Origin of the sequence: Bradyrhizobium sp. BR 10261 (assembly GCF_019455395.1) — a bacterium.
Classification (GTDB): domain Bacteria; phylum Pseudomonadota; class Alphaproteobacteria; order Rhizobiales; family Xanthobacteraceae; genus Bradyrhizobium; species Bradyrhizobium manausense.
In genome coordinates, this window is the sequence record NZ_JACOFQ010000003.1 from 227,208 (window position 1) to 253,153 (window position 25,946).

Genomic DNA, 25,946 nt, shown 5'->3' on the forward strand with positions numbered 1-25,946 from the left:
CATCAGGCCAGGCAGTCCTCGATGAAACCTGCAACAATGCGCACCGTCGGCGTGCGGCGCAGGTCGCGATGGACGACCAGCCAGACCTCGCGCCCGACGGGACGTCCGCCGATGTCATGGCGCTCCAGCCCTGGATCGGCCTCGCCGAGGAATTTTGGCAGGGCGGCGAGCCCCATTCCCGTCCGCGCGGCCGCCGCCTGGTTCTCCAGGTCGTTGCTGCGAAGCACGATCTCGCGCGAGGCGGCGAAGCGCATCAGCCATCGTTGTTGCGGAACATCACCCATGCTGGAATCGTAGGCGATGAATGCGAAGGCATGTGGTGGCGTCGTCTTCAAATAGTCGGGCGAGCCATAGAGGGCGAACTCGAAATAGCCGATCTTGCGTGCAATCAGCCCGGGCTCCGTCGGACGCGACAGCCGAAGCGCCAGATCGGCTTCGCGACGGTTCAGCGAGGCCGTGCGCTTCTCGCCGATCAGCTTGATCCTGATGCCGGGATGCTGTTGTCGCAGCCGGATCAGCTTCGGCGCGATCAGGACGTTGGCGAGCGAAGGTGGCGCGCTGATCGTGATCTCGCCGCCGATGCCGGATTTCGAGGCCTGCACGGCGCGCTCCACCGCAAATGCCGTGTCCGTCATCGGCGCTGCGATCTTGGCGATGCGCTTGCCGTCCTCGGTGAGCTCGTAGCTGCGCGGCCTGCGATCGACGAGCCTGAGCGACAAGGATGCTTCCAGGGCGGCGACGCGGCGCGCCACGGTGACGTGGTCGACATTGAGGCTCCTCGCCGCGGCGGACAGTGTGCCCTCGCGTGCGAGCGCCAGGAAATGCTGCAGGTCGGTCCAGTCCATTTGTGCAAATTCTCACAATGGGGTCTCGATCTTGAGCAGTTTCGCAGATCTTCACGTTGTTCCATAGTCCTCCGTCATCGACAGGAGGACCCGATATGGCCGTGATCGTGAGATTGAAGAGCCCCGGCGGCGCAGACCAGCTCGAGCTGGCGAGCGCTGATTTGCCGCCGCCAGGCCGCGGCGAAATCCGGTTGCAGCAGAGCGCGATCGGCGTGAATACCATCGATATTTATCAGCGCATGGGTCTTTACGCGCTTCCACCCGAGCGCATTCCCGGCGTCGAGGCGGTGGGCGTTATTGCGGCGCTGGGTCCGGAGGTGAGCGGCCTCGAAATCGGCGACCGCATCGCCTATGCGGGCACTCCCGTCGGCGCCTATGCGTCCGAGCGCAATTTGCCAGCCTGGCGCTGCGTCAAGCTTCCCGCCGGCATTCCGGACGAGGCCGTCGCGGCAGTGTTCGTCAAGGGCATCACGGCCGACATGCTGCTCAATCGTGTTTTCCCGGTTGGCCCTGGCACGACAATTCTCGTCCATAGCGCGGCAGGAGGGCTCGGACAGCTCCTGACGCGCTGGGCCAGCGTAACAGGGGCGACCGTGATCGGGACCGTCGGATCATCTGATAAGACCGAGATCGCCCGTGCTGCCGGTGCGTCGCATGTGATCATTGGGCGGGATGCCGATTTTGCCGCAGCCGTCGCCGATGTCACCGCCGGGCGCGGGGTCGATGTCGCCTATGACGGCGTCGGCGGGACGACGTTGCAGAAGACGCTGGGCTGCGTGCGGCCGTTCGGCGTCGTGGCAAGCATTGGCCAGTCGGCCGGGCCGATCCCATCAATCGACGTTCACGATCTCGGGCCGCGGCGCAGCCTGATGCTGGCGCGGCCGAGCGTCATGGCCCACATGAGCGATGCCGATGCCTATCACCGTTCTGCCGCGCGGGTGCTCGCCGCAATGACCGACGGCGTGCTGCAGGTCAGCGGCACAGCCTACAGCCTGCGGGACGCGGCGCGGGCTCAGGCCGACCTCGAAGCGGGGCGGACGACGGGCGCTTTGTATCTGCGTCCCTAAAGCATGATCCGGAAAAGTGCGAAGCGGTTTTCCGAAAAGATCATGCTCAAACAATAATCTAAAGCGCGATGACGATTCATCTTGGTCTCATCGCGCTTTACAGCGGTCTATTCCGCCGCTTGCAAGACCGGCCCGGCCTGCTTCGGCGCGATCCAGAACGCGTCGGGCCGTTCGAACAGGAAGTCGGCGTGGAGCAGCAAGGCGGCCTGCCAGATCGCGAGCGAGCCGAGCACGCCGGCGATGGTCACGATCAGCGACATCGCGCCGATATCGGAAATGACTGAGGTGTGCAGCAGCAGCGTTCGCGTTGCCGCCATCGGCAGGAAGAAGGCGAGATAGATCACGATCGAATGCTCGCCGCAGAAGCGCAGGAAATTGCACCATCCAGCGCGCGCCAGCAGCGTGCCCGATGTGATGATCGCCCCCGCGCCGGCAAAGCCCAGCAGGAGCGAGACGATCTTCCACTCGCTGGTGCCCGATGCGACGAGGCCGGCATTGACCAGCGCCCAGGTCGTGAGCGCCGCGAGTGCAAGCGCGGGGCGGCTTCGTGCGCGGTCCGCCAGTGCGAACACATAAGGCGCGAACAGATAGCCGGAATAGAAGTAGACGAAGCGCGCGCAGAATTCGTCGATCGCGGTCCAGCCTGTCGTGATGCGGGCCGTCTCCAGCGCGGCCGCGATCAGCCAGATCGCGAGCGGCGGCCATTTGCGTGTCAGTTTCGTGACGATGAAGAACACCGGCAGCAGATAGATGAACCAGAGCGTGCCGAAGGGCTCGATGAAAGATTCCAGATACAGCAGGCCAACGTCGCGCCAGCCGGTTTCGGCCGCGAACGCAGGCGCCTTGAAGCCGAACTGGATTGTCACCCAGACGACATAAAAATAGGCGAAATGCACCACCTTGCGGTCGAGATAGGTTCGCCAGTCCCGATCGATCACCAGCGGCAGGAACAGGCCCGAAATCAGGAAGAAGTCCGGCATCCGGAACGGCTTTGCGAAGGCCACGAGCGGATGCATGAACCCGGGTTCGCCGGCGGCGAGCTCGACCCCCAGCACCGAATGCATCATCACGACCATGATGATGCAGATGCCCTTGGCGTAATCGACCCAGTCGACACGCGCGGCGTCCGGGGCTTTCGGTCCCCCGGTCGCGGCGATAGTGCCTGGTAATGCCATGGTGTCCCTTTTCGAGGCGTATTCCGACCGGCTCTGTGCGGGCGTGGGGCAGTTTGCCGCCTTGTGGCTTAGGATTTCTTTACCTGTACAATTCGCATGCCTGATTTCGCGCCGGATGGTTTTCTTCTGCCGGGAAAATGCTAAACCGTCCCGTATCAGGGGTTTCGTTAACCAAGCCAGGCAGGGATTTTCATGCGCATCGCGATGATCGGAACGGGCTATGTCGGACTGGTGTCTGGAGCCTGCTTTGCGGATTTCGGTCACGACGTCACCTGCGTCGACAAGGACGAGAAGAAGATAGCAGCGCTCCATCGCGGCGAGATCCCGATCTATGAGCCGGGCCTGGACGAGCTGGTGGCCAACAACGTCAAGGCCAAGCGGCTCGAGTTCACCACCGATCTGTCCAAGCCGGTTGCGGATGCCGACGCCGTGTTCATCGCGGTCGGCACGCCGTCGCGCCGTGGTGACGGCCACGCCGATCTGTCCTATGTCTACGCCGCGGCGAAGGAGATCGCGCAGTCGCTCTCCGGCTTCACCGTGGTGGTGACGAAGTCGACCGTGCCTGTCGGCACCGGCGACGAGGTCGAGCGCATCATCCGCGAGACCAATCCGTCAGCGGATGTCGTGGTCGCATCCAATCCGGAGTTCCTGCGCGAGGGCGCCGCGATCCGTGACTTCAAATTCCCTGACCGCGTCGTGGTCGGCACCTCCGACGAGCGCGGCCGCAAGGTGATGGGCGACATCTATCGCCCGCTGTCATTGAACCAGGCGCCGCTGATGTTCACCGCGCGCCGCACCGCCGAGATGATCAAATACGCCGCCAACGCCTTCCTCGCGACCAAGATCACCTTCATCAACGAGATCGCGGATCTTTCCGAGAAAGTCGGCGCCAATGTGCAGGAGGTCGCCCGCGGCATCGGCCTCGACAACCGCATCGGCACCAAATTCCTGCATGCCGGTCCCGGCTTCGGCGGTTCCTGCTTTCCGAAGGACACCAAAGCGCTGATCAAGATCGCGCAGGACTACGACGTCAACTTGCGCATCGTCGAATCCGTGCTCGCGGTCAACGAGAACCGCAAGCGCGCGATGGCACGCAAGGTGAGCCAGGCGCTCGGCGGCTCCTTGCGCGGCAAGACCATTGCGGTGCTCGGCCTGACCTTCAAGCCCGATACCGACGACATGCGCGATGCGCCGTCGATCCCGCTCGTCACCGGTCTGCTCGACATGGGGGCGAAGGTGAAGGCGTTCGACCCTGTCGGCATGGAGCAGGCGAAGAGCGAGCTGCCCAGCATCACCTATTGCGAAGATGCCTATTCCTGCGCGCAAGGTGCCGATGCGGTTGTCGTCGTCACCGAATGGACCCAGTTCCGCGGCCTCGATCTCGATCGGCTGAAGGCGGCCATGGCCCAGCCCGTCGTCGTCGACCTCCGCAATATCTTCCGCGCCGAGGACATGGCTACGGCCGGCTTTGTCTATGAGAGCGTCGGACGCCCGCCCGTGCAGGGCTGAGATAAGTCGTAATAGACTGAAACCGTCATGGCCGGGCTTGTCCCGGCCATCCACGTCTGTTTTCTAGTCCAAGACGTGGATGCCCGGGACGAGCCCGGGCATGACCAGTGGATAGGCCTTGCCCCGCAACTTCGACACGCCCCTCCCGATCGATGCCGTGCTCGAGGACCTCTCGCGCACGCTGGATCAGCACAACGCCGCCGTGCTGGTGGCGCCCCCCGGCGCCGGCAAGACCACGCGGGTGCCGCTGGCGCTGCTCGATGCGCCCTGGGCCAAAGGCAAGAAGATCATCGTGCTGGAGCCGCGCCGCATCGCGGCACGGGCCAGCGCCGACCGCATGGCCAAGTCGCTCGGCGAGCGCGCTGGCGAGACCGTGGGCTATCGCGTCCGCTTCGGCTCGAAGATCTCGCGTACAACCCGCATCGAGGTCGTGACCGAAGGCATCTTTACCCGGCAGATCCTCGACGATCCCGAGCTTTCCGATGTGGCCGCCATCCTGTTTGACGAATTCCACGAGCGCTCGCTCGATGCCGATCTGGGCCTTGCGCTGGCGCGCGATGCGCAGCTCGGCCTGCGCGAAGACTTACGCATCCTGGTGATGTCGGCGACGCTTGATGGCGCGCGTGTCGCAAGGCTGCTCGGAGAAGCGCCGGTCGTCGAGAGCGAGGGCCGCGCCTTTCCGGTCGAGACCCGTTATCTCGGCCGCAAGGTGGATGCGCCGATCGAGCGGCAGATGGCGGATGCCATCGCATCGGCACTGCGCGCCGACAGCGGCTCGGTGCTCGCCTTCCTGCCGGGTGCCGCCGAAATCCGTCGCACCCAGAATTTCCTGGCCGAACGCGTGCAGGACGCCAGTATCGAGATCGTGCCGCTGTTCGGCGCGCTTGATGCCGCCGTGCAGGATCGCGCCATCGCACCGGCGCCGAAGGGCACGCGAAAAGTGGTGCTCGCGACCTCGATCGCGGAGACCTCGCTCACCATCGAAGGCGTGCGCATCGTTGTCGATTCCGGGCTTGCCCGGGTGCCGCGCTATGAGCCCGATATCGGCCTGACGCGGCTCGAGACGGTGCGCGCCTCGCGTGCGGCGGTGGACCAGCGCCGCGGCCGCGCCGGCCGCACCGAGCCTGGCGTCTGCTACCGGCTCTGGGACGAGCCGCAGACGGCCTCGCTGGCGCCCTACACGCAGCCGGAAATCCTCAGCGCCGATCTCTCCTCGCTGGTGCTTGATCTCGCGCAATGGGGCGTCGCCGATCCGGCTGCGCTGTCGTTCCTCGACCCGCCGCCACAGCCGGCATGGAAGGAAGCCAAAAGCCTCCTCACCGAGCTCAACGCGCTCGATCGCGACGGCCGCATCACCGCCGAGGGCAAGAGCCTGCGCGCATTGGCGTTGCCGCCGCGGCTGGCGCGCATGATCGTGGATTCGCATCGCGCAGGGTGCGGCGAGGAAGCGGCCGAGATCGCGGCGATCCTCACCGAACGCGGGCTCGGCGGCGACAGCGCCGATCTGGAGCACCGGCGCGACCAGTTTCGCCGCGACCGTTCGCCGCGAGCGGCGAGCGCGCGCGATCTGGCGCGGCGCTGGGCCTCGCAAGTGGCAGCGTCGGAGAAGCCGGGACCGCAGGAGGATCTCTCGACCGGCCTGATGCTCGCTTATGCCTTCCCGGACCGTGTCGCGCGCAACCGCGGCAATGGCAGTTTTGTACTCGCCAACGGTCGCGGCGCCGCAGTGGAGCAGACCTCGTCGCTGGCCCGCGCGCCCTACATCGCGATCGGTGAAATGACCGGCACGGCCGCAAGCGGTCGCATTCTGCTGGCAGCGCAAATTGCTGAAGAAGATATCGAGCGACATTTTGCCGAACATATCGACACCACCGACGAAATCTCCTTCGACCGCGGCGCGATGGCGCTGCGCGCGCGGCGCAAGCGCGTGCTGCACGCGATCACGCTGTCCGAGGCCACGCTTGCGGTGTCGCCCTCGGAAGACACTGCGCGCATTTTTGCCGATGGTCTGCTCGCCATAGGTCTCGACCGGCTGCCCTGGTCCAAGGCCGCAAAGCAATGGCGCGACCGTGTGATGTTCCTGCGCAAGGCCGAGGGCGACAATTGGCCCGACCTGTCGGACGATGGGCTGATCGCGCGGCGCGACGATTGGCTGGTGCCCGCGCTCTACGGCAAGATCGCGCTGAAGGACGTCTCCGCGGGTGATCTCTCCGATGCGCTGATGGCGCTCTTGCCCTGGGAGATGCGCGCGCGGCTCGACCGCGAGGCGCCGACACATTTCGAGGCGCCGACGGGTAGCGTGCTGGCGATCGATTACGAGGCCGAACAAGGGCCGACCATCGCCGTGCGGCTGCAGGAATTGTTCGGCCTCAACACCCATCCGTCGATCGCCGCCGGCAAGGTGCCGCTGGTGCTGGAGCTGCTGTCGCCGGCGCAGCGTCCGGTGCAGGTGACGCGCGATCTCCCCGGCTTCTGGCGCGGCAGCTACGCCGCGGTGCGCTCCGACCTGCGCGGCCGCTATCCGCGCCATCCCTGGCCGGACGATCCGGCGACTGCGCTGCCGACCCGGCGGGCGAAGCCGCGCGGGACGTGAGTCCGCATTAACCGTTCGCTCATCCTTTTCGTCAAAATGACCCGGGCCCTGCCGCGGCGTCGCTCGCAGACGGGCGCGCCGCGTGGTGAAATCGAGCGTTCGGCTCGGAAGTGGTGTGATGCGTAACATTATGATCTTCGCGGCCGTGATGATCGGTCTCGGTACATTCATGGCGCAGATGGCGGACAGGATGAGTTCCGCCTCCGCCACGTCGGCGCCGCATCCGACGGTCGTAGTTACAACCACCGCGCCGGCCGGCAGCCGCAGCCTCAACATCCCCCGGGACGTCCGCGGTCATTTCCAGGCCGAGGGCCGCATCGAGGGCCAGCGCATCGGTTTCATGGTCGACACCGGAGCTTCCGTCGTGGCGCTGAACGAGACCTCGGCCGCCCGCTTCGGCCTGCGTCCCTCGCGCAACGAGTACAACGCCGCGGTCACCACTGCGAACGGCACCGTCAAGGCCGCGCGCACCCGGATCGCGATGCTTGAGGTCGGCGACCTCGTCGTGCGCGATGTCGATGCCATGGTGCTGCCGGACGCTGCGCTGTCCGAGAACCTGCTCGGCCTCTCCTTCCTGTCCCGCCTGAAGCGCTTTGAATACGCCAACGGCCAGATGGTGCTGGAGCAGTAAAGCGACCGCATTTCAGCCTTATGATTTCGAAAATGCCTTGAGCGCGTCTGCGGCCGGTAACGTTTTCCCGTTACCAAACTGCCGCAATTATCGGCCATAAGCCTTCATTCCCGCCTTCCGCCGCGCCCTGGCATTCGCTAAGGCTGCAACAATTCCTGTCATTTTCACGAGACCGTCTCAATGTTCCCCAAGCCGAAATCCGTCTTGTTGCCCAACACCTACGCCTTCGAATCCGAGCCGATGGTGAAGCCCACGGGTTTCCGCGAATACGACGCGCGCTGGTTGTTCCAGAAGGAAATCAACCTGATGGGCGTGCAGGCGCTCGGCATGGGGCTCGGCGCGCTGATCGCCGAGCTTGGCGTCAAGCAGGAGATCGTCACCGGCCATGATTTCCGCGGCTATTCGGCCTCGATCAAATATGCGCTGATCTCCGGCCTGATGGCGGCGGGCTGCAAGGTGCACGATATCGGTCTTGCGGTGACGCCGATGGCCTATTTCGCGCAATTCGATCTCGACGTGCCCGCCGTCGCCATGGTCACGGCCTCGCACAACGACAATGGCTGGACCGGCGTGAAGATGGGCGCCAACCGTCCGCTGACCTTCGGCCCCGACGAGATGACGCGGCTGAAAGAGATCGTGCTCAATGCCGAGTTCAAGAACAAGGCGGGTGGCTCCTACCAGTTCCACGAGAACTATCCGGCACGCTATATCGCCGATCTCACCAACCGTCCGAAGCTGACGCGCAAGCTCAAGGTCGTCGCGGCCTGCGGCAACGGCACGGCTGGCGCCTTCGCGCCGCAGGTGCTGGAGGCGATCGGCTGCGAGGTGATCCCGCTCGACACCGAGCTCGACCACACCTTCCCGAAATACAATCCGAACCCTGAGGACATGGAGATGCTGCACGCGATCCGCGACGCGGTGCTGCATCACAAGGCCGATGTCGGCCTTGGCTTCGACGGCGACGGCGACCGCTGCGGCGTCGTCGACAACACCGGCGAGGAGATCTTTGCCGACAAGGTCGGCGTGATGCTGGCGCGCGACATGTCGGCGATCCACAAGGAGGCGCAGTTCATCGTCGACGTGAAGTCGACCGGTCTCTTCATCACCGATCCCGTCCTGCAGAAGCAGGGCGCCAGGACTGCCTATTGGAAGACCGGCCATTCCTACATGAAGCGACGCACCAACGAGACCGGTGCGCTCGCCGGCTTCGAGAAATCAGGCCATTTCTTCTTCAACAAGCCGTATGGGCGCGGCTATGACGACGGCCTCGTCTCGGCGATCGCGATCTGCGACATGCTCGACCGCGCCCCCGGCAAGTCGATGGCTGACCTCAAGGACGCGCTGCCAAAGACCTGGTCGTCGCCGACCATGTCGCCGCATTGCGCCGACGAGGTGAAGTACGGCGTCATCGACGCCGTGGTGAAGCACTTCGAGGGCTTGCAGGCCAAGGGCGCCAAGATCGGCGGCCAGGCGATCCGTGATCTCGTCACCGTCAACGGCGTGCGCGTCACCGTCGAGGACGGCAGCTGGGGCCTGGTCCGCGCCTCCTCCAACAAGCCCGAGCTCGTGGTCGTGGTCGAGAGCCCGGTCTCCGAGCAGCGCATGCACGACATGTTCGAGATGGTGAACAGCGTGCTGCGGACCCATCCGGAGGTGGGAGAGTACAATCAGAAGATTTGAGATCGGACCGTAGCGCTTGCCGCATTCGCTGCTGTCATCACCCGCGAAAGCGGGTGATCCAGTACGCCGCGGCCTCACGGTTCTATCACTGGCGTCACGGCGTACCGGATCGCCCGGTCAAGCCGGGCGATGACAGTTTTCGTGTGGTGAGCCCTACGCCGCCACCACCGCCGGGATCGGCAGCGCCGTCACCGACTTGATCTTCTCCATCGCAAAGCGCGAGGTGACGTTCTTCAGCGGCACGGCGCTGATCAGCTTCTTGTAGAAGATGTCATAGGCCTGCATGTCCGCGACCACGACGCGCAGCATGTAATCGACGTCGCCGGCCATGCGGTAGAATTCCATCACTTCGGGCATGGCGCTGACCGCCTCGGCAAACTTCTTCAGCCAGGCATCGGAATGATCGGAGCTCTCCACCGACACGAACACGGAGATGCCGAGCCCGATCTTGTTCTGATCGACCAGCGCCACCCGCTTCAGGATCACGCCGTCGGCCTCGAGGCGCTGGATGCGCTTCCAGCAGGGGGTCGAGGACAGTCCGACCCGGTCGCCGATTTCGGCAACGGACAGGGAGGCATCCTCCTGGAGGACCATCAGGATCTTGCGGTCAATGGCGTCGAGGCGGCGGCTGGTCTCGGGGATTTGGACAGCGAGGTCGGTCATTTGAAGAACTTTGTTCCATTTCAGGGGCTGATTTCCCTGATATAGAGAAAATCATTCTATAGCAAGCCCATAATCTCGGCGGCGGGCTGGCTCAGCGTCTCAGAAGCTGCGCAAAAGCTCTTCAACTTCAACACGTTGCGGTGCGACCAGGCCGCCACCATGGCGGGTGCATTTCAGCGCCGCAGCGGCCGCGGCGAATCGCAGCGCCTCGCGCAGGCCTCCGCCCTCAGCGAGCCGGAGGGTGAAGGCGCCGTGGAAGACGTCGCCAGCGCCAAGCGTATCCACCGCCTCGACCGGGAAGGCGGGTGTTTCCTCCAGCCGGCCTGCCTCGTTCAGCCAGATCGTGCCGTGCGGGCCGCGGGTGGCGGCGAGGAAAGCGGGCGTGAGCTTGGCGAGCTGCCTCAGCGCCTCGCCGTCCTCAGTACCGCCAGCGGTTTCCTGCACCTGCTCGCTGGCGAACAGCAAATGCGAAGCGGCTGTGAGCAGATCGTCGGTCAGCGCCATCGCGCGATCGACGCCGACAATGACGGGGATGCCGCACCGGCGCGCCTCGGTGCAGAGATCAATGCAGAAGGCGCCGCAGCGGCTCTCGACGAGAACCGCTTGGCAACCCGCGAGCAATTCGTCGGCGTCAGATAGCTTCACGCTCCACAGCGCCGGATCGCGGTAGATCGTCAGCGTTCTTTCGCCTGATGCGTCGATGATGATCGCCGAGACGGGCGTGGCCGTATCAGGAACGCGCACGATGCGCCCGACATCAATCCCCTCGGCAGCCATCCGTTCGAGAATGAAGCCGCTCGACGTCTCCTGCGCGTCGCCCATGGGACCTGCAAACGCGACGCGGCCGCCAAGTCGTGCCATCGCGATCGCGGCGTTGAGCGCGTTGCCGCCGCATATCTCGGCAAGATGCGTCGCGTTCGCCTTGCTGCCGCGCTCCGCCACGGCCTCCACCCGGAAGGTGAGGTCGCGCACGGGAATGCCGATGCACAGGATGCGCGGCGCGATCGCAGAGTGCGCCATCGGCAGCCTCAGCTCCTGTCGTGCACCCAGCGGCCGAGCAGATGATGTGCGATCGCAAACGGATGCGGCCCGGCTAACCCGTTCGGATGCGTCCGTTTCAGCATCAGCGCCGCCTCATCGCGCGTGAACCAGCGTGCGTCCTCCAGCTCGGAATGATCGACGACGATGTCCTCGTTCAGCGCCCGCGCGCTGCAGCCAATCATCAGCGACGACGGATAGGGCCAGGGCTGCGACATGTAATACTGCACGTCGGTGCAGCGAATGCCTGACTCTTCGAGGATTTCACGGCGCACCGCATCCTCGATGGTTTCGGCGGCCTCGACGAAGCCGGCGAGGCACGAAAACATGCCGGGCGGAAACTGCTTCTGGCGGCCGAGCAGGCACTTTTCGCCCGATGCCACCAGCATGATCACGACAGGATCGGTGCGCGGAAAATGCTCGGCCTTGCACGCCGGGCAGTCGCGCTTCCAGCCGCCTTCCTTCATCGCGCTGCGGGCGCCGCAATTGGCGCAATAGCCGTGGCGCTGATGCCAGCTGACCATCGACTTCGCCATCGCGATCGCCGACAGCTCGTCGGGCGGGATCGCGCCCTGCATCGCCATGCCGCGCAGCTCGGTGACGGTGTAGTCGTCACGGCCGATCAGCTTCTCGGCTGCGGCTTGCGCCAGGCCCATGCCGAAGATCGCCGCGCCGTCGCGCAAGCCCAGAAAGATCGTGCCGGGATTGGCGCCGCATTTCAGCGCCTCGTCGATCGAGAGCAGCGCACGCACCTTGTCGCCCTCGCGCTTCACCAGCAGCGAGTCGCGGTAAACGACATAGGCGCGCGACGACGGTTTCTGTTCCAGTGCAAACAGCTTTTCGTCATCGCGGCGCAAATGCGCGGCGCGGTCGAGGACGTTGGTGACGAAAGCGGGTTGCCCCAAGGGAAACGAGTCGAATGCTGACATTCTTTTTCTTTCAACCCAACCAGATTTTCTTGCGAAGCGCGCTGATGAAATTCTGTACCTCGGCCGCGTCATGCGCCAAGGGCTTCATCACGCCCCAGACTGGCCGCGGCCAGGCGGCGTCACCGGTGCGGCGCGCGATGATGTGAATATGAAGCTGCGGCACGAGATTGCCGAGCGCCGCGACATTGAGCTTGTCGCATCTGGTGATCTCCTTCAGCGCGCGCGAGACGCGGGAGATCTCGGTCATCAGCTGTGCCTGCTGCACCTCGTCGAGATCGATGATCTCGACCGCATCAGGCCGCCGCGGCACCAGCAGCAGCCAGGGATAGTTGGCGTCCTTGATGACCAGCACCTTCGACAGCGGCAGATCGCCGATGTCGATGGTGTCCTCTTTCAGGCGGGAGTGCAGGGACCAGGCGGGTTCGGGCATGAAGGTTTCCGGATGGCCCGATGGGTCGGGCGTGTTGGGCCAGACCATACGATAGGAGGTCAGTAAGGGAAAGGATGGCAACCGCATACGCGATCGTCGTCCTGGACAAGCGAAGCGCAGATCCGACCATTACCCCAGGGAGCCGTTTTGCGAAGAGTCGCGGCGACCAGCTCGCCTCACGACTCCTGCCTGGGGTGGGTCCTGGCTTTCAAAAACTACCCCTCCGCCAGCACCCGCGCATTGGCGCGAATCGAGGCTTCGCTGACGCGGATGCCCAGGCCCGGCCCGTCGGGCACCACTATCTGTCCGGCGCGGTTGGCAACGCGCTCTTCCAGCACGTCTTCGGTCAACACGTGATGCGGCATGTAGAATTCGCAGCCGAGCGAGATGCCTGGTGTGGCCGCGATCAGCTGCGTGCCGGCGGCGAGGCCAATGCCGCCTTCCCACAGCGTGCCGCCGTAACCGGGCAGGCCGGCGATGTCGGCGATCGCCATGATCGCCTGCGCCTCGTACAGGCCGCCTGATTTCATCAGCTTGATCGAGACGGCATCGGCCGCCTTCCGGCGCACCACCTCCATCATGTCACGGCGATCGAAGCAGCTCTCATCCGCGAGCAAGGGCGTTTCCAGCGCCGCCGTCAGTTGCGCCATCACGTCGAGAAACTTGCGCGGCACCGGCTGCTCGATGAAGGTCGGCGCGAACTCTTCGACATCGCGCAGGATCTTGATGGCGCCGAACGGCGCCAAAGCCTGGTTGTAGTCGACGCGCAGATCGACCTTGTCGCCGAACTCTTTCCGGATCGCTTCGAGATGATCGAGGTCCTCGCGATGCGGTTTCACGCCGGTCTTGACCTTGTAGATGACATTGCCCTCAGGAACCATTTTTCGCATGCGTTCGAGATCGGCGGCGAAGTCAGGATCGGCGATGGAGAACGACAGCGGGATGGTGTCGCGCACGCGGCCGCCGAGCAAATCGGCAACCGAGAGTCCCGACGATTTGCCGACGATGTCGAGCAGCGCCATCTCAATCGCAACTTTTGCTTCGGCGTGCCCAACCAGCGCGCGGTCGAGCTCGGCCATCAGCGCGCGGATGCGGCGCACGGATTTGCCGATCACGATCGGCCGTAAATAAATGTCGAGCGCCGCGAACGCAGCTTCCGGTGTTCCCGTGAACACCTCCCACGGCGCAGCTTCGCCCCAGCCGATCACGCCATCGCTCGAGGTCAGCTCGAGCAGCACGCGCTTCACGGTGCCCTTGACGTTGCCGACGCCCTGCAGGCGCGCCATCTTGATCGGGCTTTCGATCAGGAACAGGCGGAGACGCTGGATGGTCGCTTCGGTCATGTCAGGCCTCCATTGACGTGCCAGACCTGGCCGGTGACGTAGGATGCTTTCGGGGACGCCAGAAAGGCGATGATCTCGGCGACTTCTTCCGGCCGCCCGCGGCGGCGCATCGGGATCAGCGCTTCCGTTGCGGCGATCTGCTCGGGCGACAGCCGGCTCTCGCCCGGCTTGTCCTTGACGATCAGGCCGGGCGACACCGCGTTGACGGCGATGCCGTCTTTTGCAAGCTCCATCGCGGTGAGCCGCACCAGCGCTTCCAGCGCGGAGCGGCTCGCGGCCGTCGCTGCGAACGGCGCGAATTCGGGCCGGATCGCGTGTGCGACGAAGGAGGACACCGCGACGATCCGCGCATCATTCCCGGCCCGCAGCAGCGGCAGTGCAGCCTCGACCATCCGTGTGAAAGCCAGCGCCGATTCGTCCATCGCCTGCCGGAACTGATCCGCCGGGGTGCCGATCGGGCTGCCGCGGCGGGCATGGCCGCCGACGAGAATCAAGCCATCGAGCCGGCCGAAAGCCGATTGCACGGCAGCGATGGCATCGGTCGCGGCTGTTTCCCCGGCGAGATCGCCAAGGCATTTGGCGACCACGGCGCCCTTTGCTTCGGCTTCCGCTGCCGTGGCATCCAGGCCGGTGGCGTTCGAGCGCGTGTGCAGCAGAAGCGCCGTGCCCGGCGCGGCAAGCAGCTTTGCCGTGGCGCGGCCGATGCCGCTGGCGGCGCCGGTGACGAGATAGACGCGATTGATCTCGGACATCACGATGTCGCGTTGGCCGGCGCCAGCGCGCCGGTGCGGTGGAAATGGCTGAGGAAGGCGCGCGTTGCGGCTTCCCTGGGATTGTCGATCACCTGCCGCGCGGGTCCTTCCTCGACCACGACGCCGTCGCGCATGAAGATCAGGCGGTCGGCGACTTCGCGGGCAAAGGCGATTTCGTGGGTCACGATCACCATGGTCATGCCTTCGGAGGCCAGCTGCTGGATCACGTTCAGCACCTCGCCGACGAGCTCGGGATCGAGCGCCGACGTCGCCTCGTCGAACAGCATGACGTCAGGCTCCATCGCCAGCGCACGTGCGATCGCGACGCGCTGCTTCTGGCCGCCTGACAGCGTTGCCGGATATTGGTCCGCCTTCTCGGCGAGCCCGACCTTGGCGAGCTGCGCGCGTGCGAGCTGTTCGGCGTCGGCCTTGGCCATGCGCCGCACGGTGACGGGCCCCTCCATCACGTTCTGGAGTGTCGTCATGTGCGGGAACAGGTTGAAGTGCTGGAACACCATGCCGGTGGTGGCGCGGAATTTTGCCAGGCTCTTTACATCAGGCAGCTTTGTGCCGTCGCCGAACGCAAAGCTGATATCACCGACGCGCACGCTGCCGCCGTCGGGCACGACCAGAAGATTGATGCAGCGGAGCAGCGTCGACTTGCCGGAGCCTGATGGCCCGATCAGCGCCACGACACCACCCTTGGCGACGTCGAGACCAATGTTCTTGAGGACCTCGTTGCTGCCAAAGCTCTTGCGCAGGCCACGGATCTCGATTTTTGAAGTCTCGCTCATTCGCTGACCGCCAGTCGCTTCTCGCCGCGGCGGACGATGATGGTGAGCGGGATCAGGATCGCCGCATAGGCGACCGCAACCGCGGTGTAGGTCTCGAGCGGCCGGTAGCTGTCATGAGCCGCGACCTGGCTCTGATACACGAGGTCGGGCACCGCCAGCACCGAGACCAGCGAAGTGTTCTTGAACTGGATGATCGACTGGTTCATCAGCGCCGGGATCATGCGCTTGATCGCCTGTGGCAGCACGATGCGCCGCATGCTCTGGCTTGGGGTCATGCCGAGCGCGGCACCGGCTTCCGACTGGCCCTTGTCGATCGAGATGATGCCGCCGCGGATGATCTCCGAATAGAACGAGCCACCATAGAGCGAGAGCGCCAGCGCCGAGGCCGTGATCGGCGTCATCTCGACGCCGGCGAGGATCGGCAGCGCGTAGTAGAACCAGATCAGCTGCACCAGGATCGGCGTGCAGCGGAACGCCTCGATGAAGGCGAGGGCGACGAGCCGCACCGGCTTCAAGCGCGACAGGCTGCCGAAGGCGCCGAAGAGGCCGAACACGAGGCCGAGCAGCACGATCACCACGGTGAAGCCGACGGTGACGCCAAGCCCGTTGAGAAAGAGCCAGCGATAGCTCCAGAGGATGCCGAAGTCCCACTGATACATGTTTGCCTTCTTGCTTCACCTCTCCCGCTTGCGGGAGAGGTCGCATCGCATCGTAGATGCGATGCGGGTGAGGGCTCTTTCCTCCGGGGGAGTCTTGCCGGCGGAGACACCCTCTCCCCGACCCTCTCCCGCAAGCGGGAGAGGGAGCCCAGCGAGGATGCCGATGCCGCGACGCTCGATCACGCTTACAGCGACACGCCCGGCGGGATGTCCGCCTCGGTCACGCCCACCAGCTCCATATTGGTGATGATGGCGTTGCGGATGAAGCCGAGGCCCTTGTTGAAGTCGATCCAGGTGTTGACGTAGTCACGCCAGGTCTTGTCGTTCTCGCGCCGGAAGCCGGCGTTCGACGTCGTCGCGAAGATCGGCGTCGGCAGCACGAACTGGCCGAGCGAGGGGTTCTTCTTCAGCACGGTCAGCGACAGCATGGTGATCAGGCACTGCGCGTCGACGCGGCCGGTCTGCAGCGCGGCGGTGGCGTCGTCGGCGGTCTTCAGCCGCGAGATCTGCGCCTTCGGCGTCAGGCGGCTGACGACCTGGTCGTGGGACGAGCCCTGATCGACCGCGATCTTGATTTCGGGCGAGTTCAGCTCGGCCCAGCTCTTCGGCTTGAAGTCCTTCTTGCAGAGAATGCCGAAGGCATTGTTGAAGACAGGCACTGAGAAGTCGACCACCAGCGCGCGCTTCGGCGTCGGGTTCAGGCCGAAGAAGATGTCGATCTTGTTGGACTGCAGATCCAGCACCGAATTGCCCCAGGTGGTCTCAGTGATCTCGAGCTCGGCCTCCATGTCGTCGGCCAGCGCCTTGGCGATGTCGATGTAGAAGCCCTTCCACTGGCCGCTGGAAAGATCCTTCATGTAATAGGGCGCGCCGCCGCCGACGGCGCCGATCCGCATCTTCTTGGTGCGGCGGATGCGGGCAAAGGTCGATTCGTTGGGATCGGCCGCCTGGGCCACGGCCTTCGAGGCCAGCGTGCTCGCGGTCACCGCGCCGACGGCGCCAAGTCCGACAATCGATGCAACATCACGACGTGTAACCATTGGGATCAATCGCTTTTCTGGTGAGGTGGAGTTCCGGAAGCGTTCTTACCAAGGCGGCCCTGGTAGCGAAAGCACAGCCTATCGGCTGGGCAGGTCAGGAATTGCCCGGATGCTGGGCAAGATCAAGTTGGCCGATGTGATACCCGCTTGCTTTCCCGTTCCTTTGGCCCCAAATAGGGACCGGGAGATTGGCGGTGGACGAGCCACTCGCCAACCGGGTCAGGTCCGGAAGGAAGCAGCCCTAACGAGGTCCGGATCGGGTCGCTCGTCAGTCTCCTACCTGTTTTTTCGAGCGAACCAGCGCCGGCGGGCCTCCCGCTGGCGCGCTCTTGTCCGCAAAAGCCAGCCGAGAGACATTCCATTGCGGATTGACCGATGACCGACGCTGGCGCCCCTCCACCTCCCGATAGCGCCGGCCCGGCCGGCAACGCGCCCTATCGGGTGCTGGCGCGGAAATACCGTCCCTCGAGCTTCGACGATCTGATTGGCCAGGAGGCGGTGGTCCGCACCGTCTCCAATGCGTTCGAAACCGGCCGGATTCCGCAGGCCTGGATCCTCACTGGCGTCCGCGGTGTCGGCAAGACCACCACTGCGCGCATCCTCGCCCGTGCGCTCAACTATGAGATGCTGGATGGATCGGTGAAGGGCCCGACCATCCACATGCCGACCCTTGGCGTGCACTGCCAGGCCATCATGGAAAGCCGGCACATGGACGTGCTGGAGATGGACGCGGCCTCGCATACTGGCGTCGATGACGTCCGCCAGATCAATGACAGCGTGCGCTATGCGCCGGCCAGCGCCCGCTACAAGGTCTACATCATCGACGAAGTCCACATGCTGTCGACGGCGGCGTTCAACGCCTTCCTGAAGACACTGGAGGAACCGCCGGAGCACGCCAAGTTCGTGTTCGCCACCACCGAGATCCGCAAGGTCCCGGTCACGGTGCTGTCGCGCTGCCAGCGCTTCGACCTGCGCCGCGTCGAGGCCGACGTGCTGATGAAGCATCTTGCCAATATCGCCGCGAAGGAACATGTCGAGATCGAGCCCGAGGCGCTCGGCATCATCGCGCGCGCGGCCGAAGGCTCGGTCCGCGATTCGCTGTCGCTGCTCGACCAGGCCATCGCCCATGCGGCGGGCCAGGTGAAGGCCGATGCGGTCAGGCAGATGCTGGGCCTTGCCGACCGCACCCGCGTCATCGATCTGTTCGAGTCGCTGGCGCGCGGCGACATTGCGGCTGCGTTCAAGGAGTTCCGCGATCAGTACGATGTCGGCGCGGATCCGATCGTGGTGCTGTCGGATCTCGCTGAATTCGTCAATTTCGTCACCCGCGTGAAGATCGTGCCGGCGACGGCCGACAACGTCGCCTATGGCGAGACCGAGCGCGTGCGCGCGAAGGATTTCGCCTCAAGGATCTCGATGCGCGTGCTGTCGCGGATGTGGCAGATGCTGCTCAAGGGCATCACCGAGGTACAAGGCGCGACGCGCCCGGCCGCAGCCGCCGAGATGGTGCTGGTGCGCATCGCCTATGTCGCCGATCTGCCGACGCCCGACGAAGCGATCCGGATGCTGGAGCAGAATGGCGGCGGCTCACAGCTCGTGAGCGGGGGCGCCGCGCGCAGCAGCGCGCCGGCGGGGCCGACGGTCTCCGCGGCGCCGGCCCCGCCAGCCGCGCCGGTTCGCATGCCGACCTCGTCGCCATCGGCGTTCGGCGGTGGCGCGCGGCCGCAGATGGCGGCGCCCGCGCCGGATCCGCAAGGCGCAACACCTCAGCTGCGTGTCACCAGCTTCACCCAGCTCGTCGCGCTCGCGGGCCAGAAGCGCGACCTCATGACCAAGAGCGCGCTGGAAGGCGACATGCGGCTCGTCCGTTTCGAGGAGGGCCGGCTGGAGGTCGCGCTCGAGCCGAACGCCTCCAAGACCATGATCTCGGAGCTTGCGAAGAAGTTCGAGCTGTGGACCGGCCGGCGCTGGACCATGATCGTTTCCAACGAGCCGGGCCAGCCCACGCTCCGTTCGGTGAACCAGGCCGCCAAGCAGGAACATGCGCGCAACGCGGAGGCCGATCCGCGCGTGCAGGAGGTGCTGTCGCGCTTCCCCGGTGCGAAGGTCATCGAGGTCCGCAGGCTTGCCCCGGAGACGCCGGAGTCCAATATTAACGCTGACTACGGCTCTGACGATCTGCCCGACGGTTCCGACGCCGACGACGATCTCTGAGCCTATCTTTGAGGACGAAAACCCATGGCTGATTTTCTCGGCATGATGAAGCAGGCGGCGCAGCTGCAATCCAAGATGCAGGAGATGCAGGAGCAGCTCGGCAATGTGGAGGTCGAGGGTATCTCCGGCGGCGGCCTCGTCGCTGTCCGCATGACCGCGAAGATGGACGTCAAGGGCGTCAAGATCGATCCCTCGCTGATGAAGCCGGAAGAACGCGAGGTGCTGGAAGACCTGCTCGTCACCGCGCTCGGTGACGCCCGCCGCAAGGCCGAGACCGCGATGCAGGAGAAGATGCAGTCGCTGACCGGCGGGCTCGGCCTGCCGCCGGGGCTGTTCGGCCAGTAAGATGGGCGCGGTTGCAGGGCCTGAAATCGAGCGGCTGGTCCAGCTTCTCGCGCGGCTGCCCGGTTTGGGCCCGCGCTCCGCGCGTCGCGCGGCGCTGCATCTGATCAAGAAGCGCGAAGCGCTGATGATGCCGCTGTCATCAGCCTTGCAGGTCGCGCTGGACAAGGTCCAGGTCTGCAAGACCTGCGGCAATATCGATACGCAAAATCCCTGCACGGTCTGCACCGATCCGAAGCGCGATGACGCCATCATCGTCGTCGTCGCCGATGTCGCCGATCTCTGGGCGCTGGAGCGGGCCAATGCGACGCAGGGCCGCTATCACGTGCTGGGTGCGACCCTGTCGCCGCTCGACGGTGTCGGCCCGCAGGACCTCACCATCGACGCGCTGGTCGCGCGCGCGCATGCGGCCGAGGTGCACGAGGTCATTCTGGCGCTGAATGCGACTGTCGACGGCCAGACCACGGCGCATTACATCACCGACCTGCTTCAGGACGCCAACGTCAAGGTCACCCGGCTGGCGCATGGTGTGCCTGTCGGCGGCGAGCTTGATTATCTCGATGAGGGCACGCTATCGGCGGCCATGCGGCAGCGCACCCTGTTCTAGCCACAGACCCACGGAACGGACGACATGACGAAACTTTTCGCCACACGATCGGCTTTGGTCGCGACGATGCTGCTGCTGGTGACGCCGGCCATCGCCGCCGCGCAGCAGGAGAGCGAGGCGCCGCCGCCCTCGAAACCCGGCAAGCCGATCAGCGCCGGCGAGGTGCTCTCGGGCGAGCTCAACGCCATGAAGATTCGCGACGCCAAGAACGCCGGCAAGCGTGTCGCGATGTACCAGATCACCTCCGAGCCGCGCCGCCTGCCGGCGCCGAACGGGCTGTGCGACCTCGAGACCGGGCCTGAGACCTTCCAGCTCGTCACCTCCAGCGACGCGCAGGCCTCGCAGCTGAAATCCTTCGTCGGCAAGGAGATCTCCGTGAAGGTGGATGAAGTCGCCTGCGCCAGCGATCCCGGCCAGATGAGCGAGGCTGTCGTGACGAAATGGAGCCTGGTGAAGAAGTAAGGGGGCGACATCGTCGCCACGATTTCGGTGTCATCGCCCGCGAAGGCGGGCGATCCAGTACGCCGCAGCTCCTCGGTCAACGACGACTGCCTCGGAATACTGGATGCCCCGCCTTCGCGGGGCATGACAGTGAGTTGTGACTACACCCTCACCGGCCCCAGCGTCTCGAAATGTCCGCGCTTCTGCAACCAGGTGAGCAACACCAGGCTCGGGATCGCCACCAGCACGCAGATCACGAAGAACAGCGGCCAGCCGGTCGCGCTGGCGACGAAGCCTGCCCCTGACGACAGATACGTCCGTCCCACCGCCGCGAGCGCGGTGAGCAGGGCGTATTGCGTCGCGGTGTGCAGCGGGTTCTGGCACAGCGCCGAGAGATAGGCGACGAAGATCACCGTGCCGATGGCGCTGGTGAAATTCTCGGCGCAGATCGCGAGCGCCAGCGCCCATTGATTGGTGCCGACCAGCGCGAGCCAGGAGAAGGTGAGGTTGGCCAGCGCCTGCACCACGCCGCCGATCCACAGCGAGGCCGCCAGCGAGTAGCGCCGCGCAACGAAGCCGCCGGCAAAGCCGCCGATCAGCGTCGCGGCCAAGCCGACGCCCTTCACGATCGCCGCATAATCGTTGCGGGTGAAGCCGAGGTCGATCACGAACGGCGCCGTCATGGTGCCGGAGAACGCGTCGGTGAACTTGAACAGCACCACGAAGGCGAGCGCTGCGAACGCGTCCTTGCGCGACAGGAATTCCGAGAAGGCGCCGATCGCCGCGTGCAGCACCCGCGTGAATGCGGTCTCGGTTTGCGTCGCAGCTTCCGCCCGCACCGACTGCTCGGGCTCGGTCGCAACAAGCGCCGTGATCGTCCCGATCAGCACCATCGCCGCCATCACCACATAGCCCCACATCCAGGCCGCGCTGCGCGTGATGCCGGTGCTCTCGAAGCCGGAGACGATGAACAGCGCGCCCGCGGTCGAGACCAGCATGCCGATGCGATAGGCCGCGACATAGGCCGCCATGCCGGCAGCCTGCTCGCTCTCCGGCAGGCTCTCGACGCGGAAGGCGTCGACCACGATGTCCTGGGTCGACGACGTCGTCGCCACCAGCAGCGCACCGAGCGCGACGTAGAATGGCGAGCGCGCCGGATCGGTCATCGCCAGCAGCAGGATCGAAATGATCAGCAGCAGCTGCGAGAACAGCAGCCAGCCGCGCCGCCGTCCGAAGGCGCGCGTGAACAGCGGCACGTGCAGCGCATCCACCAGCGGCGCCCACAGGAATTTCAGCGTATAGGGCGTGCCGACCAGCGCGAACAGCCCGATGGTCTTGAGATCGACGCCGGCCTCGCGCATCCACACCAAGAGCGTCGAGCCCGACAGTGCCAGCGGCAGCCCCGACGAAAAGCCGAGGAACAGCACGATCAGCACCCGCGGTTGCAGATACACAGCCAGGCTGTTGCGCCATGAGGTCGCGGGGGTGTCGGTGCCGGCGGGGGACGTCGTGTCGGGTGCGGTCATGGGGCGGTGTTAGCAGATTCTGGGGGAAAAGACTCGCGGCAGCCGTGTGGCGGGAATGCCTTCGGCACCTCGCCGTCATCGTCCGCGAAGGCGGACGATCCAGTAGTCACCAGCGCTTCGGTTCAATCACGTCAGCTGCGGCGTACTGGATACCCCGCCTTCGCGGGGTATGACAGTGCCACGCGGCATGACATCTTCATGGTGGGCCGGCTATTCCGGGATACAGATCATCCCAGTTCGGATTGTCTTTCTCAATCAATCGGACCTTCCACGCCCTGTTCCACTTCTTCAGCCGTTTCTCCCGCTTGATCGCATTCTCGGGATCGTCGAACTGTTCGAAATAGACCAGCCTTGCTACATCGTACTTTTCCGTGAAGCTCTCGATGAGTTTTGCCTTGTGCTCAGCCACACGGCGGATCAGATCGTTTGTCACGCCGATATACAGCGTGCCGCCGATCTTGCTGGCGAGAATGTAGACGTAGTAGGAGCGTGCGCCCATCTCCGCCCTCCGGCTCCGCTGTCATCGTCCGCGAAGGCGGACGATCCAGTATTCCGCGACGTCTCGATTCAATCACTGCTGCCGCGGCGTACTGGATACCCCGCCTTCGCGGGGTATGACGGTGTGCCCCATATCCTATTCCCCCGCCTGCAGCTTCCTCGGAAACAGCTCGCCCGCTCCCGTCGCCACCAGTCGTGGGCCCTCCGGCGCATCGGTCTTGCTGAAATCGAGCTCCTCGATTCGTCCCGCCCGCTTCTCGATCTTGTCGGCGGAGATCAGGATCTGCCGGACGTCTTCGTTGGCGTCGGCAAAGTGCTTCTGCAATTTCAGCACACGGTCGCGCAGGCGGCCGAGATCGTCGCCGAGCTTGATCACCTCGGTCTGGATCTGGTCGGCGGCATCGCGCATGCGCGCGTCCTTCATGATCTGCTGCATCACCTGGATCGCGAGCATCAGAAGCGAGGGCGACACCAGCACGACGCGGGCGCGATAGGCCTTCTGGATCACGTCGTCGAAACCGTCATGGATCTCGGCGTAGACCGATTCCGACGGCACGAACATCAGCGCCATCTCCTGGGTCTCGCCGGTGACGAGGTATTTTTCGGCGATGTCGCTGACATGCTTCATCACGTCGCCGCGCAGCCGCTGCGTGGCGAGGCGCTTCTCCTCGTCGGTGCGGGCATCGTGCAGCGCGGTCATCGCCTCCAGCGGGAATTTCGCATCGATGCAGAGCGGGCGCTGGTCGGGCAGGAACACGACGCAGTCGGGCCGTTTTCCGGTCGAGAGCGTGAACTGGAATTCGTAGGACCCCTTCGGCAGACCGTCCTGGACGATCGCCTCCATCCGCGCCTGGCCGAAGGCGCCGCGCGATTGCTTGTTGGCGAGCACGTCGCGCAGGGTCGTTACCTGTGTGGTGAGGTCGGTGAGGTTCTTGTGGGCAGAGTCGATGATGCCGAGCCGCTCGTGCAGCGCGCGCAGGCTCTCCATGGTGTTGCGGGTCGAGTGTTCCATGGACTGGCCGACCCGATGGGTCACCGAATCCAGTCGCTCGTTGACTGCCCGCGCCATTTCGGCCTGGCGGCCGGCCAGGGCCTGGGTCATGGCGTCGACCCGGCCGGAGGCCTCGCTCTGCGCGTGCAGCACCTGGGCGAGCCGCTCCTCCAGCTCGTCGGCCCGGATCGCGCTCGCCATCGCGAGTTCCGCGCCGCGCCGCCCCGAGCGCGCGATCACGACGGCAATCACCACCAGCAGGATGAGGACGAGGGCGCCGAAGCCGATCAGCGCATCGATTCCGCGCACCGGCCAGTCGCCCAGCATGAAAATGATCTCGTTCATGTCGCCCTTCTAGCCGATTCGCGGGCCGGAGCGAACGAAGAGAGAACAATGGGCCTAACCGCCCCCTCATTTTTATGGTTACCGAAAGGCGAAGTTTTATGGTTGGCGGAGGGTTGACGCGTTCCCGGCCGCATTGACCGCTTCTCGTGCGCAGCTTAAATCGCCCGCCATGGCCCTCAGAGAAATCATCATATTGCCCGACAAGCAGCTGCGTCTGGTCTCCAAGCCGATCGAGAAGGTCACGCCGGAGATCCGCAAGCTTGCCGACGACATGTTCGAGACGATGTACGACGCGCCCGGCATTGGCCTCGCTGCGATCCAGATCGCGCAGCCGCTGCGGCTGATCACCATGGACCTCGCCAAGCCCAACCCGGAGGGCGAGACCAAGCCGGAGCCGCGCGTCTTCATCAATCCGGAGATCATCGCCTCGTCCGAGGAGCTGTCCACTTACGAGGAAGGCTGCCTGTCGATCCCCGAATATTACGAGGAGGTCGAACGCCCGGCCAAGGTGCGCGTGCGCTTCACCGATCTCGACGGCAAGCTGCACGAGGAGGACGCCGAAGGCCTCTACGCCACCTGCATCCAGCATGAGATCGATCATCTCAACGGTGTGCTGTTCGTCGACTATCTGTCGAAGCTCAAGCGCGACCGCGTCATCAAGAAGTTCGAGAAAGCCGCCAAGCGCGCGGCGGAGTAGGGCCCGGCTCTCGTCATGGCCGGGCTTGACCCGGCCATCCACGCCTTGCTTGCTTTGTCGCCAAGTCCGTGGATGCCCGGGACGAGCCCGGGCATGACGGAGAACCAGAACTCTCACCGAACGCAGCCCACATGCCCCTCCGCCTGATCTTCATGGGCACGCCCGATTTCTCCGTGCCGACGCTGCTCGAGCTCGTCGCGCACGGCCACGAGATCGTGGCCGTCTATACCCGCGCGCCGAAGCCGGGCGGGCGGCGCGGGCTGCAGATGCAGCCGACGCCGGTTGAAGAGGCCGCGCGAAAGCTCGGCGTCCCCGTGCTGACGCCGAAGACGTTGAAGACGCCGGAGGCGCTGGAAGAGTTTCGCGCCTTCGACGCCGATGCCGCCGTCGTCGTCGCCTATGGCATGATCCTGCCGCAGGCGATCCTCGATACGCCCCGGCTCGGTTGCTACAATCTGCACGCTTCGCTGCTGCCGCGCTGGCGCGGTGCCGCGCCGATCAACCGCGCGATCATGGCCGGCGATGCCGAGAGCGGCGTCATGGTGATGAAGATGGATGTCGGCCTCGATACCGGCGACGTCGCCATGGCCGAGCGGCTTCCGATCACCGACAGCATGACCGCGGCCGATCTGCATGATCGCCTCTCCCGCCTCGGTGCCGACCTGATGGTGCGCGCCATGGCGGCGCTCGACCGCGGCGGGCTCCAGCTGAAAAAGCAGCGCGAGGACGGCGTCACCTATGCCGCCAAGATCGACAAGGCCGAGGCGCGGATCGACTGGAGCAAGCCCGCGCATGCGGTGCTGCGTCACATCCACGGCCTGTCGCCGTTTCCGGGTGCCTGGGCGGAGCTCGAGAATGCGCGCGTGAAAATCCTGCGCTGTGAGCTTGCCAAAGGTTCCGGCGCGCCGGGCGCGGTGCTGGACGATCAGCTCACCATCGCCTGCGGCGAGGGCGCCATCCGCATCCTCGAGCTCCAGCGCGAAGGCAAAGGGCGGATGCAGGCGGCAGATTTTTTGCGCGGCGTGCCAGTGAAGGCAGGCGCCAAATTCACCTAACGCTGTCATACCCCGCGAAGGCGGGGTATCCAGTACGCCGAGGCTTCTACTGGATCGCCCGCTCTAGGCGGGCGATCACAGC

The 25,946-nt window shown here is 65.1% G+C and carries 25 protein-coding genes and 1 other RNA gene; 12 read left to right on the forward strand and 14 right to left on the reverse strand.

Annotated elements, in window-relative coordinates; genetic code table 11:
• Positions 1-2: 2 nt before the first annotated feature.
• Complete coding sequence (locus tag HYH07_RS04930) at positions 3-845, reverse strand: LysR family transcriptional regulator (RefSeq protein WP_220001404.1); 843 nt, start codon at positions 843-845, stop codon at positions 3-5.
• A gap of 95 nt (positions 846-940) precedes the next feature.
• Here HYH07_RS04930 and HYH07_RS04935 point away from each other — a divergent pair, with 95 nt between their 5' ends.
• Positions 941-1,912, forward strand: coding sequence for a quinone oxidoreductase (locus HYH07_RS04935; protein ID WP_220001405.1), 972 nt, complete (start codon positions 941-943; stop codon positions 1,910-1,912).
• 107 nt (positions 1,913-2,019) lie between these two features.
• On the opposite strand, the gene HYH07_RS04940 is transcribed toward HYH07_RS04935, so the two are convergent.
• Positions 2,020-3,087 carry an acyltransferase family protein gene (locus HYH07_RS04940; RefSeq protein WP_220001406.1) on the reverse strand — a complete coding sequence of 356 codons (1,068 nt, stop codon included), beginning with the start codon at positions 3,085-3,087 and terminating at the stop codon, positions 2,020-2,022.
• 192 nt (positions 3,088-3,279) lie between these two features.
• Between HYH07_RS04940 and HYH07_RS04945 the strand changes: the two genes are divergently transcribed.
• From HYH07_RS04945 to HYH07_RS04960, 4 genes are all read left to right on the forward strand, one after another.
• Positions 3,280-4,596 (forward strand): UDP-glucose/GDP-mannose dehydrogenase family protein, encoded by a 1,317-nt coding sequence (locus HYH07_RS04945; RefSeq protein WP_220001407.1) that lies wholly within the window; start codon positions 3,280-3,282, stop codon positions 4,594-4,596.
• A gap of 118 nt (positions 4,597-4,714) precedes the next feature.
• Positions 4,715-7,189, forward strand: coding sequence for an ATP-dependent helicase HrpB (gene hrpB / locus HYH07_RS04950; RefSeq protein WP_220001408.1), 2,475 nt, complete (start codon positions 4,715-4,717; stop codon positions 7,187-7,189).
• A gap of 118 nt (positions 7,190-7,307) precedes the next feature.
• The gene (locus tag HYH07_RS04955) at positions 7,308-7,820 is read left to right on the forward strand and encodes a TIGR02281 family clan AA aspartic protease (protein WP_228749239.1); all 513 of its coding nucleotides are present in this window, start codon (positions 7,308-7,310) and stop codon (positions 7,818-7,820) included.
• 180 nt (positions 7,821-8,000) lie between these two features.
• Entirely contained in the window at positions 8,001-9,500 is a 1,500-nt protein-coding gene (locus HYH07_RS04960) for a phosphomannomutase/phosphoglucomutase (RefSeq protein ID WP_220001409.1), read from the forward strand.
• Between the two features lie 153 nt (positions 9,501-9,653).
• Here HYH07_RS04960 and HYH07_RS04965 read toward each other — a convergent pair whose 3' ends face one another.
• The 9 genes from HYH07_RS04965 to HYH07_RS05005 form a co-directional block, all read right to left on the reverse strand.
• Positions 9,654-10,163 (reverse strand): Lrp/AsnC family transcriptional regulator, encoded by a 510-nt coding sequence (locus HYH07_RS04965; RefSeq protein ID WP_057748368.1) that lies wholly within the window; start codon positions 10,161-10,163, stop codon positions 9,654-9,656.
• Between the two features lie 99 nt (positions 10,164-10,262).
• Positions 10,263-11,183, reverse strand: coding sequence for a sugar kinase (locus tag HYH07_RS04970; protein WP_220001410.1), 921 nt, complete (start codon positions 11,181-11,183; stop codon positions 10,263-10,265).
• An 8-nt stretch (positions 11,184-11,191) separates the two neighbouring features.
• Positions 11,192-12,130 carry an NAD(+) diphosphatase gene (gene nudC, locus HYH07_RS04975; protein ID WP_220001411.1) on the reverse strand — a complete coding sequence of 313 codons (939 nt, stop codon included), beginning with the start codon at positions 12,128-12,130 and terminating at the stop codon, positions 11,192-11,194.
• A gap of 10 nt (positions 12,131-12,140) precedes the next feature.
• Entirely contained in the window at positions 12,141-12,560 is a 420-nt protein-coding gene (locus tag HYH07_RS04980) for an HIT family protein (protein ID WP_057748378.1), read from the reverse strand.
• A 215-nt stretch (positions 12,561-12,775) separates the two neighbouring features.
• Positions 12,776-13,903 (reverse strand): muconate cycloisomerase family protein, encoded by a 1,128-nt coding sequence (locus tag HYH07_RS04985; protein WP_220001412.1) that lies wholly within the window; start codon positions 13,901-13,903, stop codon positions 12,776-12,778.
• Complete coding sequence (locus tag HYH07_RS04990; protein ID WP_220001413.1) at positions 13,900-14,655, reverse strand: SDR family NAD(P)-dependent oxidoreductase; 756 nt, start codon at positions 14,653-14,655, stop codon at positions 13,900-13,902. Before HYH07_RS04990 ends, HYH07_RS04985 begins: the two co-directional genes overlap by 4 nt.
• Positions 14,655-15,449: an amino acid ABC transporter ATP-binding protein gene (locus HYH07_RS04995; RefSeq protein ID WP_220001414.1), complete on the reverse strand. Its 795-nt coding sequence runs from the start codon at positions 15,447-15,449 to the stop codon at positions 14,655-14,657. The genes HYH07_RS04990 and HYH07_RS04995 overlap by 1 nt, the downstream gene beginning before the upstream one ends.
• Entirely contained in the window at positions 15,446-16,108 is a 663-nt protein-coding gene (locus HYH07_RS05000) for an amino acid ABC transporter permease (RefSeq protein ID WP_220001415.1), read from the reverse strand. Before HYH07_RS05000 ends, HYH07_RS04995 begins: the two co-directional genes overlap by 4 nt.
• A gap of 185 nt (positions 16,109-16,293) precedes the next feature.
• On the reverse strand, positions 16,294-17,148 hold the full coding sequence (locus tag HYH07_RS05005) for a transporter substrate-binding domain-containing protein (protein ID WP_220001416.1): 855 nt from the start codon (positions 17,146-17,148) through the stop codon (positions 16,294-16,296).
• Between the two features lie 183 nt (positions 17,149-17,331).
• On the opposite strand from HYH07_RS05005, the gene ffs reads away from it, so the two are divergent.
• From ffs to HYH07_RS05030, 5 genes are all read left to right on the forward strand, one after another.
• An RNA gene (gene ffs / locus HYH07_RS05010) (signal recognition particle sRNA small type) lies at positions 17,332-17,428 on the forward strand.
• Positions 17,429-17,523: 95 nt separating this feature from the next.
• Positions 17,524-19,362, forward strand: a complete 1,839-nt coding sequence (locus HYH07_RS05015; RefSeq protein ID WP_220001417.1) for a DNA polymerase III subunit gamma/tau — start codon at positions 17,524-17,526, stop codon at positions 19,360-19,362.
• Positions 19,363-19,386: 24 nt separating this feature from the next.
• Positions 19,387-19,707 carry a YbaB/EbfC family nucleoid-associated protein gene (locus HYH07_RS05020; RefSeq protein ID WP_128949514.1) on the forward strand — a complete coding sequence of 107 codons (321 nt, stop codon included), beginning with the start codon at positions 19,387-19,389 and terminating at the stop codon, positions 19,705-19,707.
• Between the two features lies 1 nt (position 19,708).
• Positions 19,709-20,311 (forward strand): recombination mediator RecR, encoded by a 603-nt coding sequence (gene recR, locus HYH07_RS05025; RefSeq protein ID WP_220001418.1) that lies wholly within the window; start codon positions 19,709-19,711, stop codon positions 20,309-20,311.
• Between the two features lie 24 nt (positions 20,312-20,335).
• The gene (locus HYH07_RS05030) at positions 20,336-20,773 is read left to right on the forward strand and encodes a hypothetical protein (protein ID WP_220001419.1); all 438 of its coding nucleotides are present in this window, start codon (positions 20,336-20,338) and stop codon (positions 20,771-20,773) included.
• 140 nt (positions 20,774-20,913) lie between these two features.
• Here the strand turns inward: HYH07_RS05030 and HYH07_RS05035 are convergent, their stop codons facing one another.
• The 3 genes from HYH07_RS05035 to HYH07_RS05045 all read right to left on the reverse strand — a co-directional run bounded on the left by HYH07_RS05035 (position 20,914) and on the right by HYH07_RS05045 (position 24,112).
• Complete coding sequence (locus tag HYH07_RS05035; RefSeq protein WP_220001420.1) at positions 20,914-22,278, reverse strand: AmpG family muropeptide MFS transporter; 1,365 nt, start codon at positions 22,276-22,278, stop codon at positions 20,914-20,916.
• 196 nt (positions 22,279-22,474) lie between these two features.
• On the reverse strand, positions 22,475-22,777 hold the full coding sequence (locus HYH07_RS05040; RefSeq protein ID WP_220001421.1) for a GIY-YIG nuclease family protein: 303 nt from the start codon (positions 22,775-22,777) through the stop codon (positions 22,475-22,477).
• Positions 22,778-22,912: 135 nt separating this feature from the next.
• Positions 22,913-24,112, reverse strand: a complete 1,200-nt coding sequence (locus tag HYH07_RS05045) for a DNA recombination protein RmuC (protein ID WP_220001422.1) — start codon at positions 24,110-24,112, stop codon at positions 22,913-22,915.
• Between the two features lie 169 nt (positions 24,113-24,281).
• Here HYH07_RS05045 and def point away from each other — a divergent pair, with 169 nt between their 5' ends.
• Both def and fmt read left to right on the forward strand, forming a co-directional pair.
• The gene (gene def / locus HYH07_RS05050; RefSeq protein ID WP_220001423.1) at positions 24,282-24,809 is read left to right on the forward strand and encodes a peptide deformylase; all 528 of its coding nucleotides are present in this window, start codon (positions 24,282-24,284) and stop codon (positions 24,807-24,809) included.
• Between the two features lie 131 nt (positions 24,810-24,940).
• On the forward strand, positions 24,941-25,864 hold the full coding sequence (fmt, locus tag HYH07_RS05055; protein WP_220001424.1) for a methionyl-tRNA formyltransferase: 924 nt from the start codon (positions 24,941-24,943) through the stop codon (positions 25,862-25,864).
• Positions 25,865-25,946: the final 82 nt, after the last annotated feature.

What these genes read in the sequence shown, in the direction of transcription:
- HYH07_RS04930 (WP_220001404.1), bottom strand. Translation starts at nt 845, where the DNA reads ATGGACTGGACCGACCTGCAGCATTTCCTGGCGCTCGCACGCGAGGGC.
- HYH07_RS04935 (WP_220001405.1), top strand. Translation starts at nt 941, where the DNA reads ATGGCCGTGATCGTGAGATTGAAGAGCCCCGGCGGCGCAGACCAGCTC.
- HYH07_RS04940 (WP_220001406.1), bottom strand. Translation starts at nt 3,087, where the DNA reads ATGGCATTACCAGGCACTATCGCCGCGACCGGGGGACCGAAAGCCCCG.
- HYH07_RS04945 (WP_220001407.1), top strand. Translation starts at nt 3,280, where the DNA reads ATGCGCATCGCGATGATCGGAACGGGCTATGTCGGACTGGTGTCTGGA.
- HYH07_RS04955 (WP_228749239.1), top strand. Translation starts at nt 7,308, where the DNA reads ATGCGTAACATTATGATCTTCGCGGCCGTGATGATCGGTCTCGGTACA.
- HYH07_RS04960 (WP_220001409.1), top strand. Translation starts at nt 8,001, where the DNA reads ATGTTCCCCAAGCCGAAATCCGTCTTGTTGCCCAACACCTACGCCTTC.
- HYH07_RS04965 (WP_057748368.1), bottom strand. Translation starts at nt 10,163, where the DNA reads ATGACCGACCTCGCTGTCCAAATCCCCGAGACCAGCCGCCGCCTCGAC.
- HYH07_RS04970 (WP_220001410.1), bottom strand. Translation starts at nt 11,183, where the DNA reads ATGGCGCACTCTGCGATCGCGCCGCGCATCCTGTGCATCGGCATTCCC.
- nudC (WP_220001411.1), bottom strand. Translation starts at nt 12,130, where the DNA reads ATGTCAGCATTCGACTCGTTTCCCTTGGGGCAACCCGCTTTCGTCACC.
- HYH07_RS04980 (WP_057748378.1), bottom strand. Translation starts at nt 12,560, where the DNA reads ATGCCCGAACCCGCCTGGTCCCTGCACTCCCGCCTGAAAGAGGACACC.
- HYH07_RS04985 (WP_220001412.1), bottom strand. Translation starts at nt 13,903, where the DNA reads ATGACCGAAGCGACCATCCAGCGTCTCCGCCTGTTCCTGATCGAAAGC.
- HYH07_RS04990 (WP_220001413.1), bottom strand. Translation starts at nt 14,655, where the DNA reads ATGTCCGAGATCAATCGCGTCTATCTCGTCACCGGCGCCGCCAGCGGC.
- HYH07_RS04995 (WP_220001414.1), bottom strand. Translation starts at nt 15,449, where the DNA reads ATGAGCGAGACTTCAAAAATCGAGATCCGTGGCCTGCGCAAGAGCTTT.
- HYH07_RS05000 (WP_220001415.1), bottom strand. Translation starts at nt 16,108, where the DNA reads ATGTATCAGTGGGACTTCGGCATCCTCTGGAGCTATCGCTGGCTCTTT.
- HYH07_RS05005 (WP_220001416.1), bottom strand. Translation starts at nt 17,148, where the DNA reads ATGGTTACACGTCGTGATGTTGCATCGATTGTCGGACTTGGCGCCGTC.
- HYH07_RS05015 (WP_220001417.1), top strand. Translation starts at nt 17,524, where the DNA reads ATGACCGACGCTGGCGCCCCTCCACCTCCCGATAGCGCCGGCCCGGCC.
- HYH07_RS05020 (WP_128949514.1), top strand. Translation starts at nt 19,387, where the DNA reads ATGGCTGATTTTCTCGGCATGATGAAGCAGGCGGCGCAGCTGCAATCC.
- recR (WP_220001418.1), top strand. Translation starts at nt 19,709, where the DNA reads ATGGGCGCGGTTGCAGGGCCTGAAATCGAGCGGCTGGTCCAGCTTCTC.
- HYH07_RS05030 (WP_220001419.1), top strand. Translation starts at nt 20,336, where the DNA reads ATGACGAAACTTTTCGCCACACGATCGGCTTTGGTCGCGACGATGCTG.
- HYH07_RS05035 (WP_220001420.1), bottom strand. Translation starts at nt 22,278, where the DNA reads ATGACCGCACCCGACACGACGTCCCCCGCCGGCACCGACACCCCCGCG.
- HYH07_RS05040 (WP_220001421.1), bottom strand. Translation starts at nt 22,777, where the DNA reads ATGGGCGCACGCTCCTACTACGTCTACATTCTCGCCAGCAAGATCGGC.
- HYH07_RS05045 (WP_220001422.1), bottom strand. Translation starts at nt 24,112, where the DNA reads ATGAACGAGATCATTTTCATGCTGGGCGACTGGCCGGTGCGCGGAATC.
- def (WP_220001423.1), top strand. Translation starts at nt 24,282, where the DNA reads ATGGCCCTCAGAGAAATCATCATATTGCCCGACAAGCAGCTGCGTCTG.
- fmt (WP_220001424.1), top strand. Translation starts at nt 24,941, where the DNA reads ATGCCCCTCCGCCTGATCTTCATGGGCACGCCCGATTTCTCCGTGCCG.